We start from the raw sequence: 16,464 nt of genomic DNA, 5'->3' as shown, positions 1-16,464 counted from the left end.
TATCCTGCTCCTTAATTTCCGTGCCGTTCCTGCAACTCATGCGCCAGCATACGATACGCGATCGCGCCTTTCGATGTGGGATCGTAGTCAATCACCGGCAAGGCGAAAGACGGCGCCTCGCTGATCCGCACATTCCGCGGCACGACAGTCGCGAAGACCAAATCCCCAAGATTTGAGCGCGCATCTTCTTCCACCTGTTTCGCCAAGTTGTTGCGGTTATCGTGCATTGTCAGCACGACACCTTCAATCCGCAGCTTGGAATTTGCCGTTTCGCGCACCTCTTTCACAGTGAGCAAAAGTTGCGAAAGCCCCTCTAGAGCAAAGAATTCACTCTGCAGTGGGACCAGAACGGAATCCGCAGCCACCATCGCATTCACCGTCAAAATGTTGAGCGATGGAGGGCAATCAATCAAGATATAGTCTAGCTCTAGCGATGCCATCGCAGGCTGTCGCAGCGCATCGTGCAACACAAAGCTGCGCTTTTCGTTCGAGATCAGCTCCATATCGGCTGAACTAAGATCGGTCGTCGCCGGAATAATCAGCAGCCCATCGACATTCGTCTCACGTGCCGCCGCCATAGGCGACGTGTCGCCAAGCAACAGATCATAAACGGTGCGTGTGCGATCTTCGGGATTAATCCCAAGCCCGGTCGAGGCGTTGCCCTGCGGGTCGATATCGACCAGAAGAACATTCAACCCATCCTCTGCCAACGCCGCTGCGAGATTAATTGTCGTCGTTGTCTTGCCAACACCACCCTTCTGATTTGCAACCGCGATAATACGGGGGGCAGCGGAGCGGGTCGGATCAGGCACGGGCTACCTCTTTGATCTTCAAAACAACAGCGTCAGGATGCGTTTGGCTAGGAATAGTTTCGTATTTGAAATGCCATGAGTCGCGTGCAGCGTCGATCTCATTTTCAAACTGCGCGCCTTTTTGCAGCAAAAATACACTATTGGGTGTCGCGTGGCGCGTGGCGAGGTCTAGCAATTTCGGCAACGGCGCAAGAGCGCGGGCGGACAGAATATCTGCTTCAACCGGCGGCGCGACCTCAATACGCTCGGCAATTACAGTCGCTTTCAGTGAAAATTTGGTGGCCATCGTCGTCAGAAATGCGCATTTGCGCGTATCGCTCTCTATAAAGGTAAAGTCCAACGCGGCCCCCTCACCTTTAGCAAGTAACGCCAAAACCAAACCAGGAAGGCCGCCACCCGACCCGATATCGCACCATTTTTCAGGATTGGCGTCTCGCAACGGCCAAAGCTGCGCAGAATCCTGGATATGCCGCGCCCAAATATCATCCTGTGTAGACGGCGCGATTAGATTGATGCGCTTGGTCCACTTCAAGAGGTCCGCCGACAGCTCGTGTAAAGCCTCGTTTGTTTCACGTGAAACATCCAAGCCATCCAATAATCGCGCGCCCATCACCCAGCTTTCGCCCGTTTTGCCTGACGAAGTTTCGCCAAAAGCAGTGTCAGCGCTGCGGGTGTCATTCCATCAATGCGCCCCGCCTGCCCCAACGTGGTGGGGTTTACTGTCTTCAGCTTTGTCTTGAGCTCGTTCGACAGCCCTTGAATGGCATCGTAGCTGAACTCGTTCGGGATCAGCAGCGCCTCATCTTTTCGGACCGCGTCCGCATCGCGCGCCTGCCGCTCTAAATAATTCACATAGAGCGCTTCGCGGCCAATCTGAGCTTGGATATCCAGCGGAACATCGGCAAGCGCTGGGTCCAGCTGCAAAAGGTCTGAAAACTTTACATCAGGAAAGGTGAGCACCTGAATACCATCGCGCCGAACGCCGTCTTGGTTAACGGATTTACCCAATGATGCCAGCGCTTTAGGGGTGATGCTCATTGCGCTCAAACGAGCACGGGCCGCATCAAGCGCCTCTGATTTCTCATAAAAGGCTGTCCGACGCCCCTCCGAAGCAGCGCCAATCTCTATCGCTTTTGGCGTAAGGCGCTGATCTGCATTGTCAGCGCGCAACGACAAACGAAATTCAGCGCGAGATGTGAAGATCCGGTAAGGTTCCGTCACGCCGCGCGTAATCAGATCGTCCACCATCACGCCAATGTAGGAGTCGGCCCGACTAAACAGAATGCTCTCTTTACCTTGAACGGCTGCGGCTGCGTTCAGACCAGCAACAAGGCCTTGCGCAGCAGCTTCTTCATATCCTGTTGTCCCATTGATCTGACCCGCCAGATAAAGGCCACCGAGGCGCGACAATTCAAGCGTTGCGCTCAAAGCTCGGGGGTCGACATAGTCGTACTCAATCGCGTAGCCCGGCTGTAGAATTTCAACATTCTCCAAGCCTTTGATCGACCGAACATAGGCCTCCTGAATATCTTCCGGTAGCGATGTCGAAATCCCGTTCGGATAGATCGTGTCGCTCGACAGGCTTTCTGGCTCTAGAAAAACCTGATGACTATCTTTGTCAGCAAACCGAACAACTTTATCCTCAATGGAGGGACAGTAACGTGGGCCGACGCCGTCAATGCGCCCGCCATACATCGCAGATCGGCCTAGGTTTTTCTGAATAATCTCATGCGTTTGCGCATTCGTATGGGTGATCCCACAAGAAATCTGGCGCGCGGCGGGCTTCTGAGACAAGAACGAAAAGAGCGTTGGATCATCATCGGCGGGCTGCGACTCCAGCTCAGACCAGTCGATCGTATCACCTTTCAAGCGCGGCGGCGTGCCTGTCTTCAAACGGCCAAGAGGCAGATCCAATGCGTCCAGTCGCTGCGCCAGGGCATCCGCAGGCTTATCGCCCATCCGCCCGCCACCGTAAGACACATCGCCAATATGAATAACGCCGCGCAGGAAAGTGCCCGTGGTCAAGACCACTGCTTTAGCCTTAATCTCACTTCCATCGCTGAGTTGCACGCCTTCAGCGCGATCCCCGTGGACGATCAGATCGGCAACCTCCCCTTCGATAACGCTTAGACACGGGGTATCTGTGATCTCGGCTTGCATTGCAGCCTTATAAAGAACGCGATCCGCTTGGGCTCGAGGCCCTTGAACCGCGGGCCCTTTACGTCGATTGAGCAGTCTGAATTGGATACCGGCTTGGTCAGCAACGCGCCCCATAATGCCGTCCATCGCGTCAATCTCCCGCACGAGATGGCCCTTTCCAAGCCCACCAATTGCAGGATTGCAGGACATAACGCCCAGATCATCGCGGCACAGCGTTATCAGAGCCGTCTTAGCGCCCATGCGCGCAGAGGCTGCAGCGGCTTCACAGCCCGCATGTCCGCCCCCGATTATGATAATGTCAAACGAATGTTTCACGTGAAACACTCCTACTTTCCAAGACAGAAGTTTGAGAATACGTCGTCCAATATATGCTCCGCATCGACGAGTCCAATGAGTGAACTCAAATTGCGGATCGCGTGGCGGAGGCCTTCGGCGGCGAGATCATATACATCCGGCCCCAGATCCAGTTGCACAAGCACATCATCAAGCGAGACAAGGGCTGCCTCCATGGCTTGACGATGCCGGGCATTTATAGCGGTGCCTGCCGAAAGGCTTCGGTTTCCGAGCACTTCGGAGAGTTGCGCGATTAAGTCATCGACCCCCTGGCCCGTCTTTCCAGAAATCCCGCTACCCGTTACATCTGCTTTTGCTTGAAGGATAATGTCCCCCTCACCTGGGGCGATCTGGGGATCTTCCCCCCCTTCCAGAAGGAAAACACGCAAGTCAGCATCTCGTGCACGTTGCAACGCGCGCTCAATACCCAAACCTTCGACAACATCATCGGTCTCGCGGATGCCCGCAGTATCGAGCAAAGTCACGGGCAAGCCGGAAATATCCATGGATACTTCGATCACATCACGTGTCGTGCCTGCAATCTCTGACGTTATTGCAGCCTCACGCCCCGCTAAACGGTTCAAAAGCGTAGATTTTCCGACATTCGGCGCCCCGACAATCGCGACGCGATATCCGTCGCGGATACGTTCTGCCACATGGCTTCCCTCTATCTGGGAACGCAGCAAAGCCTTTGTCTTTTCAATGAGGGCGCGGACATCAGCTGTCACATCTACGGGAACTTCTTCATCAGCAAAATCAATTGTCGCTTCCAGAAGGGCGGCGGCATGGATCAGGTCGGCACGCCATAGGCTAACTTTCTCGCCCATCTCGCCAGACATAATCCGCATGGCTTGTTTGCGCTGCGCTTCTGTTTCCGCCTCGATGAGGTCGGACAGGGCTTCGACTTGCGACAAATCCAAACGCCCGTTTTCCAAGGCACGTCGGGTAAATTCACCAGGCTCGGCAAGGCGCGCGCCGAGGTGAGTAGAAAGCTCTGCAAGAACTGCTTTCTGGATGGCGGGGCTGCCGTGGAGTTGCAACTCGACAACGTCTTCACCCGTAAAGCTGTGCCCATGCGCAAACGCAACGATGAGTGCTTGATCAATCGGGGCGCCATCACGATCCTTGATAATCCGCACTGCTGTTTGACGTGGCTCAGGCAATGACCCAGCCAATGTTTCCCCAATCGAAAACGCATGTGGCCCGGAGATCCGGACCACAGAGACGCCCGCTTTTCCGGGCGCCGTTGCAAGGGCAAAGATCGTCTCCAAGGGTTAGTCCCCCATCAAGAGATCAGGTGTTCATGGAATCGAAGAACTCTGAATTGGTCTTGGTCTGCTTGAGTTTCGAGATCAGGAACTCAATCGCATCGGTTGTTCCCATCGGATTCAGGATGCGGCGCAGGACATAGGTTTTCTGCAGGTCAATCTTGTCGACAAGCAGCTCCTCTTTCCGTGTGCCGGACTTGAGAATATCCATCGCAGGGAAGACGCGCTTGTCGGCGACCTTCCGATCCAGAACAATCTCGGAGTTGCCGGTGCCTTTGAATTCTTCAAAGATCACTTCGTCCATCCGGCTGCCGGTATCAATCAAAGCTGTCGCAATGATCGTCAGGGAACCACCTTCTTCGATATTCCGTGCTGCACCAAAGAACCGCTTGGGCCGTTGAAGCGCGTTCGCGTCTACACCACCGGTCAGAACTTTACCCGAAGACGGCACCACGGTGTTAAATGCCCTACCAAGTCTTGTGATCGAATCGAGAAGGATAACAACATCTCGCTTGTGTTCGACCAAACGCTTGGCTTTCTCGATCACCATTTCAGAGACAGCGACGTGCCGTGTCGCGGGTTCGTCAAAAGTCGATGAAATCACCTCTCCCTTAACCGAGCGCTGCATATCGGTGACTTCTTCCGGACGTTCGTCGATCAGCAGAACGATCAGGTAACACTCCGGGTGGTTCTTCTCGATCGAGGATGCAATGTTCTGTAGCAGAACGGTTTTACCCGTCCGCGGCGGTGCCACGATCAAGCTCCGCTGGCCTTTACCAATTGGCGAGACCAGATCAATAATCCGCGCAGAGCGGTCCTTGATCGTCGGGTCCTCGACTTCCATGGTGAGCCGTTCATCAGGATAAAGCGGCGTGAGGTTGTCAAAGTTGATCTTGTGACGGGCCTTCGCAGGATCCTCAAAGTTGATCTGCGTGACCTTCGTCATGCAGAAGTAACGCTCATTATCATCAGGCGCGCGGATAACACCCTCGACCGTGTCGCCCGTCCGCAATGAAAACTGGCGGATCATGTCAGGGGAGACGTAAATATCGTCAGGACCGGGCAAATAGTTCGCCTCAGGCGAGCGCAGGAAACCGAAGCCGTCTTGCAGTACTTCGAGTACACCCTCGCCTGAGATCTCCCAACCGTCCTCTGCACGCTCTTTCAGGATCGAGAACATCATCTCGCCCTTACGCATGGTGGACGCGTTCTCGATCTCAAGCTCTTCAGCCATCGACAACAGGTCTTTAGGCGTCTTCGCTTTCAGATCAGCGAGGTTCAGCTTTTCTTGCGACATATCTTCGGGCATCGGGGATATACTTCCAGCTCTACGACGCGCAAACCGCGACGGAGCGTTAGAGTTAAGAATGGAAAACAGGTATCCAGAACAGGACCTGAGTGTTCGGATAGGCCGAGATCAGCAGAAAGTCAATCTCAGAGCGGTTTGACCACGACAGAGATCACGATGACAATCATCAGTAAGGTCGGCACTTCGTTCATGATACGGTAGGTCCGACCGCTTGTCTCGAACGATCCACTGGCCAGCAGTTTGCGGTGTTTCGCCAACCACATGTGGAACCAGGTCATCCCCAGAATCGCGACGAGCTTGGTGTAAGGCCAGACAGCCGACCAATCGACGACCCCGGCGCCTACAAGCAAAAGCCCAAAGATCCATGTCGCGATCATCGAAGGGTTCATGATAAGACGCAGTAGTTTATGCTCCATCATTGCAAAGACCGAAGACATCTCTTCATTGCCTTGAGCCCGCTCAACATGGTGAACGTAGAGACGCGGTAAATAAAACAACCCTGCCATCCATGCCAGAACCGACATGATGTGGAACGCTTTAATCCAGAGATAGAGATCAGACAGCACAGCACTTCCTCTCATTTCTCTGGCACCCTTAAATAAATATAAGAAAGAAAGAAATGATGATGATTTTGTAGGGCATGCCATTCCCCGTGGATAAAATCTTTTCAACGAAGTTATTCAACGAGGTATGACTGATAAGGACGATATATTTTTACTATATATCAGTACGTTATATTAGTTTTTCAGTGATGGAATTGCCTAAGTCCAAACCTATCCACAGCCGGATTTTATCCTTATCAACGGTTGACGAAATTCGCGTAGCTTGCTGAAACAGGCCCAGTTATGCGGATGGTGGCCGCGTGTGGAAAACGCGTTCGTTTTGTCCCCATTTCAAGGGCCTGATTCCTCCACAGGGTGATACACATGAGCGACCGCATCCTTCTTGCTTCCAGCTCTGAAATTCGCGCCACCTTGCTGCGCAATGCCGGTGTTCCGTTCGAGGTGCAACCAGCGCGGGTCGATGAAGAGATGATCAAGGCGTCGCTTCTGGCCGAAGGTGCCAAGCCGCGCGATATCGCCGACGCACTGGCCGAGATGAAGGCGCTTCGCATCTCGGAAAAAGAGCCCGGCGCATTGGTTATCGGATGCGATCAGGTGTTGGAGCAGGATGGCGCACTTTTCTCCAAACCCAGTGATAAAGACGAGGCGCGCGCCCAGATCCGCGCGCTGTCTGGCAAGCGGCATAGTCTGTTGTCGGCTGCCGTTCTTTATGAAAACGGTAAGCCCGTTTGGCGGCATGTCGGTCAAGTGCGTCTGATCATGCGCGAAATTTCCGATGACTATCTTACCGACTATCTGGACCGAAATTGGGACAGCATCCGTCACAGTGTCGGCGGGTATAAGCTGGAAGAAGAAGGTGTGCGGCTTTTCGCTCAGGTTCAGGGCGATTATTTCACCATTTTAGGCCTGCCCCTGATCGAGCTCTTGTCATATCTCTCGTTGCGCGGAACACTCTCGTCATGAGCGCGAAACCCACTCCCCTTGCCGGCGTGATCGGCGACCCGATTGCCCATAGCCGATCCCCGCAGCTGCATGGCCATTGGTTGAAACGTTATGGGCTGCCCGGGCAGTACATGCCGCTTCATGTGACAACCGACACGTTAGCGGACACATTGCGACTTTTGCCTAAGCTGGGATTTGTCGGGCTGAACGTAACGATCCCCCATAAGGAAGCGGTCGTTGGCTTGGCAGACATCGTGACAGATCGCGCGGCCTTGATGGGCGCAGCAAATACGTTGATCTTCCGCAAAGACGGCAAAATTCATGCCGATAACACCGATGGGTATGGGTTTCTTGAAAACCTCCGCTCTGGCGCGCCGAATTGGGCGCCAAGTCGCGGCCCGGCAGCTGTCTTTGGTGCAGGTGGTGCAAGCCGCGCTGTGATCGCCGCACTTTTGGAGGCAGGTGTTCCGCAAATTCTACTGACCAATCGGACACGGCAGCGCGCTGAATATCTGCAAAAGGAATTTGGCAGCAAGATCGTTGTCGTTGATTGGGTCAAAGCTGGCAATATCCTCGAAGACGCAGCGACAGTGGTGAACACGACGTCCCTTGGGATGACCGGCCACTCTGAATTACGCGTGCCGCTTGATGGATTGCGGAGCGATGCAGTTGTGACCGATCTGGTCTACGCCCCGCTTGAGACAAAACTCCTGCGCGACGCCCGCGAGATGGGTTGCGTCACGGTCGACGGTCTTGGCATGTTGCTTCACCAAGCGACGCCCGCATTCGAGCGTTGGTTCGGCAAGCGTCCTGAAGTCGATGAAGAGCTGCGCGCGGCCGTGCTGGCATGATTATCGGTCTCACTGGTTCCATTGGGATGGGTAAATCGACCACGGCTGCGATGTTTGCAGCGCATGGTGTTCCTGTTTGGGACGCAGATGCAGCGGTACACCGGCTCTACGCCAAAGGTGGCGCTGCTGTTGCGCCACTTGCGGAGGCCCTGCCAGCAGCGATTGAAGGTGACGCGGTTTCACGCGACCGATTGAAAGCGCTGATCTCGGACGATCCCGATACGCTCAGGAAAATCGAGGCAATTGTGCACCCACTTGTCGCCGCAGATCGTGCTGAATTTCTAGAGACCCATAAAGGACAGCTCGTCCTTTTGGACATCCCTTTGCTCTTTGAAACGGGCGCGAATACGCGTGTTGACAAAATCGTCGTCGTTTCTGCGCCTTCAGATGTTCAGCGCGCTCGCGTGTTGGAGCGCGGCACTATGACAGAGGCGCAATTCGACACTATTCTTGCCAAACAGCTGCCAGATGCGGAAAAACGGGACCGCGCCGATTATGTGGTTGAGACAACCTCAATCGAGGCGGCAGAGCGCCAGGTGGCGGCTATTCTGGATGATTTGAGGGGGCAAACCGATGCGTGAGATTGTACTTGATACAGAGACCACAGGGTTTGAACCCGGCGAAGGCGACCGCATCGTCGAGATTGGTGCGGTTGAGCTGTGGAATCATGTCGCCACGGGCAAAACTTATCACCAGTATATCAATCCCGAGCGGTCGATGCCGCAGGCGGCGTTTGAGGTGCATGGGTTGGGTGATGACTTTCTTCGTGACAAGCCGGTCTTTGCAGATATTGCGCAGGCGTTTGTCGATTTTATTGGCGAAGCAAAGCTGGTCATCCACAACGCTGCATTTGATATGAAATTCCTCAATGCAGAGCTTGGTTGGGTCAAACGCCCCACCCTTCCGATGGATCAAGCTATCGACACGTTGATGATCGCGCGCAAGAAGTTTCCCGGATCGCCCGCCTCTTTGGATGCGCTCTGTCGTCGGTTCGGCATAGATAATTCGTCGCGCACATTACACGGCGCGCTGCTCGATTCCGAGATTCTGGCAGAGGTTTATCTTGAACTCATCGGCGGCAAGCAGCCCGATTTTGGGCTGAGCACATCGTCCCAAAGCGCGAAGGACGCAGCTTCCGGCGAAGACTGGCGCCCATCCCAACGGCCGACGCCGTTACCGTCGCGATTGACGGCCGAGGAAGAAGCGGCCCACAAAGCCTTTGTCGAAAAATTGGGCGACGCGGCGTTGTGGGCGCGCTGACTTAGTTTGCAGGCGCTGCAGCCTTTTCGGCTTCCATGCGCTTGGAAATCTCAGCGCGGTAAAGCGCCATGAAGTCGATGTTTTCAAGATTGAGCGGCGGGAAACCACCGTCACGGCTGACATCCGACACGATCCGGCGCAGGAACGGGAACAGCATCCGTGGGCATTCGATCAGCAGGAATGGGTGCATCTGCTCGTCCGGCACGTTTTCGATGTGGAAAATGCCTGCATATTCCAGCTCCATGATGAACAGCGTTTCGCCGCCATCTTTCGCTTTCGAGGTGATCTGCGTTTTCACGACCACCTCATATTGATGCTCAGTCGGGCGTTTTTTCGCATCGAGGTTCACCTGAACCTGAACGTCGGGTGTGACTTCACCAGACACGCCCTTTTGCGCAAGAATATTCTCAAAGGACAGATCGCGAATGAATTGCGCGAGGATCTGCATTTTGACCTGAGGCGCCTGTTGCTGGTCGGCGGCTCCGTTTGTTTCGGCCATGGGTTTACTCCTGAATATGAATTGCGGCGCGTTTAGCACTCTGCTGCGGCAGTCTCAATGCTTGGTCCATCCAGACGGGCCATTGGTGGGACGTTTTGGTGGATCGACTTCTTCGTAGTCGCCGTCGATCACGCCGCTTTGCGTCGGGCGTGGACGGGCGCGGGGATCTTGTCGCATATCGGGACCAGCGCTGAAGGACTGCACTTTGATTTTTGTGCGCAGGTAGCGGAAAAGCGCTGTCCGAATGCCTGGAACCAGCAGGGCAAAGCCGACACCGTCGGTAAAGAACCCTGGCGTGAGCAATAGCGCTCCGGAAAACAGTATCATTGCGCCATGAGCCAACGGCTCTGTCGGGTCATTCAGATCAGAGAAGGATCGCCGCACGTTTGAAATCGCCATGAGTCCCTGAGAGCGCACCAGCCAAGTGCCGAGAATCGCCGTCAGAACCACGGTTCCCATAGTCGGCCAGAAGCCGATGAGGCCCCCGACTTGCAGAAAAAGGGCAATCTCGATCAGTGGAACGGTCAGAAAGGCGATGAACAGCCACATGGGGAACCTCACGTCTAAGTGCTGCAGTGGACTTGACCCACCACCTGACTTACATATGTCCGTTGAGTGCACGTTACCATGCCCCGCCCCTGAAAGAGGTTTCAATGAGCTCTGCCCTTATCCAGATTTTGGTTCTTGCCGGCATCGCAGTTTTTCTGATTTTGCGCCTGAAAAGCGTGCTTGGAACACGGGAAGGCTTTGAGAAGCCCCCAGTTCCGCTTCAGGACGCGTCGTCGCGGCCTTCCCGCCCGGATTTCGAAGTGATCGAAGGTGGTCCGGACCATGACATTACCGATCACGTTGATGAAAAATCCGCCGCCGCCGAGGCTTTGGCCAAGATGAAAGGCGCGGATGGCTCTTTCAGTGTTGGCGAGTTCCTTCAAGGTGCGCGCGGCGCTTATGAAATGATCCTCATGAGCTTTGAAAAAGGCGAGATGGAAGAGATCAAACCGTTCCTTGACGAGGACGTGTATGAAAGCTTTGCGTCTGTCGTCGAAGCCCGCGAAGAGCAAGGCCTGACGATTGAAGCAGACTTCCGCGGTGTGCGCGAGATGACCCTAGTCGCAGCTGAATTTGATCCCGAAACCACCGAAGGCGAAATCTCCGTTCGTTTTGTCGGTGAGCTGACTTCGGTCGTACGGGACAAAGGCGGCGATATCATCGAAGGCCACCCGAGCGAAGTCAAGCGTCAGAAAGATGTCTGGACCTTCGCGCGGATTATGGGATCGGATGATCCAAATTGGCGGCTTGTCGCAACAGGCGAATGAGCCGCGCCCTTGGGGCGGCTCTTCTTGGACTGGCGATTGCAATGTCGGCATCTTCCCTCAGCGCTGAGGTGTCAGTTCGCACACTGGAATTTTCCGACCTCAAAGGCTGGGCTGAGGATGATCACAGCGCGGCCTTTGAGGTTTTCAAAAACACCTGCACCGATCTGAAAGACCCTGATTGGTTATCGCTCTGCGCGGTCGCCAGCCAGCAAAAGAATGCCCGGCAATTCTTTGAGCTGTTCTTCAAGCCAGTGCTGATGACTGACGGAAATGATGCGCTTTTCACGGGCTATTACGAGCCGGAATTGACCGGATCGCGCACGCAAAGTGACCGCTTTGCCTATCCGCTTTACCGCACTCCGCCGGAAGTGACGCCAGGCACTCCATGGCTGACCCGCAAAGAGATCGAAGAGGGCGGTGCACTTGCCGACCGAAATCTTGAAATCGTTTGGTTGGAGAACCCCGTCGACAAGTTTTTCCTTCAAGTTCAAGGCTCTGGCCGGATCAGGCTAGCCGAAGGAGGTTTGGTGCGTGTGGGTTATGGTGGCAAAAACGGGCATGAATATCGCTCCATCGGGCAAGAGCTGATCCGGCGTCAGGTGTTTGAACCGCACGAAGTCTCGGCCCAGGTGATCCGCAACTGGGTTGCGGAGAACCCAGTGGATGGGCGTGCTTTGCTTCAACACAATAACTCATATGTTTTCTTCCGCGAAGTGAGCGACGTGCCTGCCGATCAAGGCCCGCTTGGGGCGATGAATCGTTCGATCACGGAAGGGCGCTCCATCGCTGTTGATCCGGGCATCGTGCCGCTCGGCGCGCCGGTCTGGATCGAGAAAGACGGCGCCGATCCAATGCGTCGCCTGATGGTCGCGCAGGATACCGGGTCCGCGATCAAAGGTGCGCAGCGCGCCGATATCTTCTACGGCACCGGGGACGAGGCGGGGCGTCAAGCGGGACGGGTTCGCGACGCTGGGCGCATGGTTGTGCTATTGCCGATTCAGCGCGCGTATTCTTCGGTGACGGAGCCGGGCAAATGAGCCGAAAGCGCCGTGACCTGCGCCCGGACGAGGCGGAGCTGTGGAAGCAGGTGGCCGAAACCGCAGTTCCGATGCACACGGTGAAACGCACAGCAACGATCAACCAGCCGCCCAAAAAGCCGACGCCCGAACAACGCGAGATCCAGGCCTTCTCGGTTGGTCAAAAGGTAAGGCGCGCACCTGCCCATGACCTCAAGCCCGATCTGCACGATCATTTCCGCCGTGAGCCCATACAGATGGATCGCAAATCCTTCACCCGCATGAAGCGCGGAAAGCTGTCGCCAGACGCCCGGATTGATTTGCACGGCATGACGCTGTCACAGGCCCACCCCGCGCTGACGCGGTTTATCTTGTCGGCGTATGGTTCGGGCGCGCGCTTGGTTCTCGTTATCACCGGAAAGGGCCGTGTTTCGGAACATGACGGGCCGATCCCGACCCCGCGCGGGATTTTGCGGCATCAAGTGCCACAATGGTTAAGACAGGGCTCTTTGGCGCAAGTGGTGATGCAAATCACGCCAGCGCATATCAAGCATGGAGGCGAAGGGGCGTATTATGTTTATCTACGCCGCCAGCGGTAACTGCCCACGCGCACGGCTGATCCCTATAGCGGCGAGGCCCGAGGCGATTAAAAAGTAGATTGCAAATCCAAGCATCTGAAAGCTGAGACTTAGACCCTGATCCAGCAGAAAACCGGTTAAACCGGGGCCAATAGCGGATCCGAGAACCATAATTGCGGCAGCCATAGATTTGATCCCACCAATAAACCTTGTGCCATAAAATTCTGCCCAGAACGCGGTCGGGACTGTCGCGTTTGCACCGACCGTGATGGCCATCAAAGCGACGCCGATTGCGGCCCCCAACGGTGTTTGCGCGACAGACATCATGGTAAACGCGGCAACCATTGGAAGTTGGTAGATCGGGATCATGCGCGCGGTTCCAAACTTGTCGATCAAAACGCCTGAACCGATTGTGGCCCCGATGCTGACAAGCGTGTAGAGCGGAAAGAGCGCCACAAGCTCGATATGCGCCCAACCTTTTTCATTGGCCAGCGGCACTTGCTGAAAGAAGAACGCCGTCACGAAAGCAGCAGGCCCCAGCAATGTTGGAACCATCAACCAGAAAAGCGGGTGCTTGATCGCTTGCCCCCGTGTCCAGTGATGCCCCACCATGCCAACCGACTGGGTTTCTTTCGCGATAGCCTGCGGCGTGCGTTCTTGGCGTAAAAGCCAAAGCAACATCGGGATCGCCAGCAAGCAAAGTGTCGCGCAAATACCCCAGTGGATGCGCCAGCCCAGGACGGCCAGCAGGGCTACGAAGGACAGGGGCAAGATCGCCTCGCCAATAGCGAAACCCACCGCGGCGGTCGACAAGGCTTTGCCGCGTGTTTTCACAAACCAGCGTGTCATGGCGACGGCAGCTACATGGCTCATCATGCCTTGCCCAGAAAACCTGAGCAGGAAGATCACTCCGAAAAGCATCCACGCCGCGGGAGCCAGGGCCATGCTGAGGCATGCTATGGCGAGCAGGGCCAAAACCAGCGGCCCCAAAACGCGCACTCGGAAGATGTCTGTGAGGATGCCTGCCCAGACCATCACCGCCGCCGATGCGGTGGTCGCAATGGCGTAAAGGCTGCCCCAGCCCGCATGGCTCAAAGAGAAGTCCGTGCGAATTTGCTCGGAGTAGATCGAGATGAAGAACGTCTGCCCGAAGCTGGAGAAGAACGTCAACAAAACCCCCGCGCCCAGCCAGCGGGCATTGTCGCGCAGGAAGTCGGGGACGCTCACAAGACGCTAGAGAACATAGCGGCTGATATCGGCCGATTTAATGAACGCGCCCAGATGTTTGCGGACAAACGCATCGTCCACCGTCACCTCATCTCCCGACCGATCCGGCGCGCTGAAAGAGAGGTCTTCGAAGACGCGCTCCATCACGGTGTAAAGCCGCCGCGCGCCAATATTCTCGACCGTCTCATTCACTTGCGCCGCAATCTCGGCCAGAGCTTTGATGCCGTCGTCGGTGAAGGTTACAACAACCTCTTCGGTGCCCATAAGGGCGGTATATTGCAGGGTAAGTGCATTGTCGGTTTCCGTCAGGATCCGCACGAAATCGTCTTCGGTGAGCGCACGCAGCTCCACCCGGATCGGCAATCGGCCTTGCAACTCTGGCAGTAGGTCCGACGGCTTCGCGATATGGAACGCGCCAGAAGCGATGAACAGGATATGATCCGTTTTCACCGGTCCGTATTTCGTTGAAACGATTGTCCCTTCGATCAAGGGCAGCAGATCGCGCTGCACCCCTTCGCGGCTGACATCACCGCCGCGCGCGTCCGAGCGGGCGCAAACCTTGTCGATCTCATCAAGAAAAACGATGCCGTTTTGTGCAACCGCGTCCAAAGCGGCAGCATTCACGGTTTCGTCGTCCAGCAGCTTGTCGGCTTCCTCGCTAATCAGCGTCTCATAGCTTTCTGCCACGGTCAGTTTGCGTTTGACCGTACGCCCGCCAAAGGCCTTGCCTAGCATATCGCCCAGATTCATCATCCCGCCCATGCCAGCGCCGGGCTGACCCGGAATTTCAAACATCGGGGGCGGGCCGCTTTCGGCAACCTCAAGCTCGATCACAGTGTCGTCCAACTCCCCGGCTTTCAGCTTCTTGCGGAACATGTCGCGCGTGCCTTCGCGGGCATCGGAACCGGCAATGGCTTCGATCACGCGTTCTTCCGCAGCCGCATGGGCCTTGGCTTTGACATCCTCGCGCATGCTCTCGCGCGTCATGGCGATGGCGCTGTCCACCAGATCGCGAACGATCTGTTCCACATCACGGCCAACATAGCCGACCTCGGTGAATTTGGTCGCTTCGACTTTGATAAACGGCGCGCGGGCCAACTTGGCCAGACGGCGCGAAATTTCGGTTTTACCAACGCCAGTGGGGCCAATCATCAGGATGTTCTTGGGATACACCTCATCGCGCAGATCATCTCTTAGCTGCTTGCGCCGCCAGCGATTGCGTAGGGCGACAGCAACAGCGCGTTTGGCGTCGTTCTGGCCGATGATAAAACGATCAAGCTCCGAGACGATTTCGCGGGGGGTCAGGTCGGTCATTTGCTGATCGTCTCCACAGTCAGGTTGCCGTTGGTGTAAACGCAAATATCGGCGGCGATGGCCATCGCTTTGCGCGCGATCTCTTCGGCGTCCAAGTCGGTCTCCATCAAGCCGCGCGCGGCGGCCAGGGCGAAGTTGCCGCCCGAGCCGATCGCCGTAACGTCATGCTCAGGTTCCAGCACATCGCCAGCGCCGGTGATGACATAAAGGTCGGAGCCGTCCGAGACGATCAACATCGCTTCGAGCTTTTGCAGGTACTTGTCCGTGCGCCAATCCTTGGCCAGCTCGACAGAGGCGCGGGCCAACTGTCCAGGCGTCGCTTCCAACTTTTTCTCAAGCCGTTCCAACAGGGTAAACGCATCTGCGGTCGATCCGGCAAAGCCCGCGACAACGTCATAGCCACCCGGCGTCAGACGCCGCACTTTCTTGGCTGTGCCTTTCATGACCGTCTGTCCGACGCTCACCTGACCATCACCAGCAATCACAACCTTGCCGCCTTTGCGAACGCCAATAATCGTCGTGCCATGCCATCCGGGGAAAGTGTCGTCAGCCATCGGGGCCTCCTGTCGTAAGTCCTTGATATATGGCGGCTGTGCAAAACCGGCACAAGGCCTCAAAGAAAAGGGCGCCACCGGGGCGCCCTTTGTCATTCTGCAGTCAAAGCGCTTAGAGCGACTCGTCGATCCAGCTTTGCAGCGCAGCTTTCGGCGCAGCGCCTGCACGGTTCGAAATCACTTCGCCGTCTTTGAACATGAACAGTGCCGGGATCCCGCGCACGCCCATGGCGGCGGCAGAACCGGGGTTGCTGTCAACATCGACCTTCACGATCTTGACCTTGCCTTCATATTCGGCGGACAGCTCTTCTAGAGCGGGGCCGATCTGTTTGCATGGCCCGCACCATTCGGCCCAGAAATCGACCAGAACGGGGACATCGGCATTTTTGACTTCGGCGTCGAAAGTGTCATCGGTGACAGCGACGGTGGCCATGAGAATTCTCCTTGGCATGAGGTTTGGAC

General features: G+C 55.9%; 19 protein-coding genes. 7 read left to right on the top strand and 12 right to left on the bottom strand.

Features of this window, described 5'->3' with window-relative positions; genetic code table 11:
* Positions 1-11 precede the first annotated feature (11 nt).
* The 6 genes from KUW67_RS05530 to hemJ form a co-directional block, all read right to left on the bottom strand.
* Positions 12-812: an AAA family ATPase gene (locus tag KUW67_RS05530; protein ID WP_224824278.1), complete on the bottom strand. Its 801-nt coding sequence runs from the start codon at positions 810-812 to the stop codon at positions 12-14.
* On the bottom strand, positions 805-1,422 hold the full coding sequence (gene rsmG, locus KUW67_RS05525) for a 16S rRNA (guanine(527)-N(7))-methyltransferase RsmG (protein ID WP_224824277.1): 618 nt from the start codon (positions 1,420-1,422) through the stop codon (positions 805-807). Before rsmG ends, KUW67_RS05530 begins: the two co-directional genes overlap by 8 nt.
* Entirely contained in the window at positions 1,422-3,296 is a 1,875-nt protein-coding gene (gene mnmG / locus KUW67_RS05520) for a tRNA uridine-5-carboxymethylaminomethyl(34) synthesis enzyme MnmG (RefSeq protein ID WP_224824276.1), read from the bottom strand. Before mnmG ends, rsmG begins: the two co-directional genes overlap by 1 nt.
* Positions 3,297-3,298: 2 nt before the next feature.
* Entirely contained in the window at positions 3,299-4,576 is a 1,278-nt protein-coding gene (gene mnmE / locus KUW67_RS05515; RefSeq protein WP_224824275.1) for a tRNA uridine-5-carboxymethylaminomethyl(34) synthesis GTPase MnmE, read from the bottom strand.
* Between the two features lie 22 nt (positions 4,577-4,598).
* Positions 4,599-5,870 (bottom strand): transcription termination factor Rho, encoded by a 1,272-nt coding sequence (gene rho / locus KUW67_RS05510; protein ID WP_224824391.1) that lies wholly within the window; start codon positions 5,868-5,870, stop codon positions 4,599-4,601.
* 137 nt (positions 5,871-6,007) lie between these two features.
* Positions 6,008-6,463, bottom strand: a complete 456-nt coding sequence (gene hemJ, locus KUW67_RS05505; RefSeq protein ID WP_224824274.1) for a protoporphyrinogen oxidase HemJ — start codon at positions 6,461-6,463, stop codon at positions 6,008-6,010.
* A 345-nt stretch (positions 6,464-6,808) separates the two neighbouring features.
* Here hemJ and KUW67_RS05500 point away from each other — a divergent pair, with 345 nt between their 5' ends.
* The 4 genes from KUW67_RS05500 to dnaQ are packed head-to-tail and all read left to right on the top strand — an operon-like array spanning position 6,809 to position 9,498.
* Complete coding sequence (locus KUW67_RS05500; RefSeq protein WP_224824273.1) at positions 6,809-7,408, top strand: nucleoside triphosphate pyrophosphatase; 600 nt, start codon at positions 6,809-6,811, stop codon at positions 7,406-7,408.
* Positions 7,405-8,238, top strand: coding sequence for a shikimate dehydrogenase (locus KUW67_RS05495; RefSeq protein WP_224824272.1), 834 nt, complete (start codon positions 7,405-7,407; stop codon positions 8,236-8,238). Before KUW67_RS05500 ends, KUW67_RS05495 begins: the two co-directional genes overlap by 4 nt.
* Entirely contained in the window at positions 8,235-8,819 is a 585-nt protein-coding gene (gene coaE / locus KUW67_RS05490; protein ID WP_224824271.1) for a dephospho-CoA kinase, read from the top strand. The genes KUW67_RS05495 and coaE overlap by 4 nt, the downstream gene beginning before the upstream one ends.
* On the top strand, positions 8,812-9,498 hold the full coding sequence (gene dnaQ, locus KUW67_RS05485) for a DNA polymerase III subunit epsilon (RefSeq protein ID WP_224824270.1): 687 nt from the start codon (positions 8,812-8,814) through the stop codon (positions 9,496-9,498). The genes coaE and dnaQ overlap by 8 nt, the downstream gene beginning before the upstream one ends.
* A gap of 1 nt (position 9,499) precedes the next feature.
* Here the strand turns inward: dnaQ and secB are convergent, their stop codons facing one another.
* Positions 9,500-9,997, bottom strand: a complete 498-nt coding sequence (secB, locus tag KUW67_RS05480) for a protein-export chaperone SecB (RefSeq protein ID WP_224824269.1) — start codon at positions 9,995-9,997, stop codon at positions 9,500-9,502.
* Positions 9,998-10,051: 54 nt separating this feature from the next.
* Positions 10,052-10,546, bottom strand: coding sequence for an FxsA family protein (locus KUW67_RS05475; protein WP_224824268.1), 495 nt, complete (start codon positions 10,544-10,546; stop codon positions 10,052-10,054).
* 104 nt (positions 10,547-10,650) lie between these two features.
* On the opposite strand from KUW67_RS05475, the gene KUW67_RS05470 reads away from it, so the two are divergent.
* The 3 genes from KUW67_RS05470 to KUW67_RS05460 are packed head-to-tail and all read left to right on the top strand — an operon-like array spanning position 10,651 to position 12,928.
* A complete protein-coding gene (locus tag KUW67_RS05470; protein ID WP_224824267.1) occupies positions 10,651-11,313 on the top strand; it encodes a Tim44/TimA family putative adaptor protein in 663 nt (220 codons plus the stop codon).
* Entirely contained in the window at positions 11,310-12,350 is a 1,041-nt protein-coding gene (locus KUW67_RS05465) for a murein transglycosylase A (RefSeq protein WP_224824266.1), read from the top strand. The genes KUW67_RS05470 and KUW67_RS05465 overlap by 4 nt, the downstream gene beginning before the upstream one ends.
* Entirely contained in the window at positions 12,347-12,928 is a 582-nt protein-coding gene (locus KUW67_RS05460) for a Smr/MutS family protein (RefSeq protein ID WP_224824265.1), read from the top strand. Before KUW67_RS05465 ends, KUW67_RS05460 begins: the two co-directional genes overlap by 4 nt.
* Here the strand turns inward: KUW67_RS05460 and KUW67_RS05455 are convergent.
* From KUW67_RS05455 to trxA, 4 genes are all read right to left on the bottom strand, one after another.
* Positions 12,911-14,134, bottom strand: coding sequence for an MFS transporter (locus KUW67_RS05455; protein WP_224824264.1), 1,224 nt, complete (start codon positions 14,132-14,134; stop codon positions 12,911-12,913). The genes KUW67_RS05460 and KUW67_RS05455 overlap by 18 nt on opposite strands.
* Before the next feature lie 6 nt (positions 14,135-14,140).
* Positions 14,141-15,448: an ATP-dependent protease ATPase subunit HslU gene (gene hslU, locus KUW67_RS05450; protein ID WP_224824263.1), complete on the bottom strand. Its 1,308-nt coding sequence runs from the start codon at positions 15,446-15,448 to the stop codon at positions 14,141-14,143.
* Positions 15,445-16,002, bottom strand: a complete 558-nt coding sequence (hslV, locus tag KUW67_RS05445) for an ATP-dependent protease subunit HslV (RefSeq protein ID WP_224824262.1) — start codon at positions 16,000-16,002, stop codon at positions 15,445-15,447. The genes hslU and hslV overlap by 4 nt, the downstream gene beginning before the upstream one ends.
* A gap of 112 nt (positions 16,003-16,114) precedes the next feature.
* On the bottom strand, positions 16,115-16,435 hold the full coding sequence (trxA, locus tag KUW67_RS05440) for a thioredoxin (protein WP_224824261.1): 321 nt from the start codon (positions 16,433-16,435) through the stop codon (positions 16,115-16,117).
* Between the last annotated feature and the right edge of the window lie 29 nt (positions 16,436-16,464).

Source organism: Cognatishimia sp. MH4019, assembly GCF_020177595.1.
Taxonomy (GTDB): Bacteria; Pseudomonadota; Alphaproteobacteria; order Rhodobacterales; family Rhodobacteraceae; genus JAHTBL01.
This window is presented reverse-complemented; position numbering and strand designations above follow the sequence as displayed.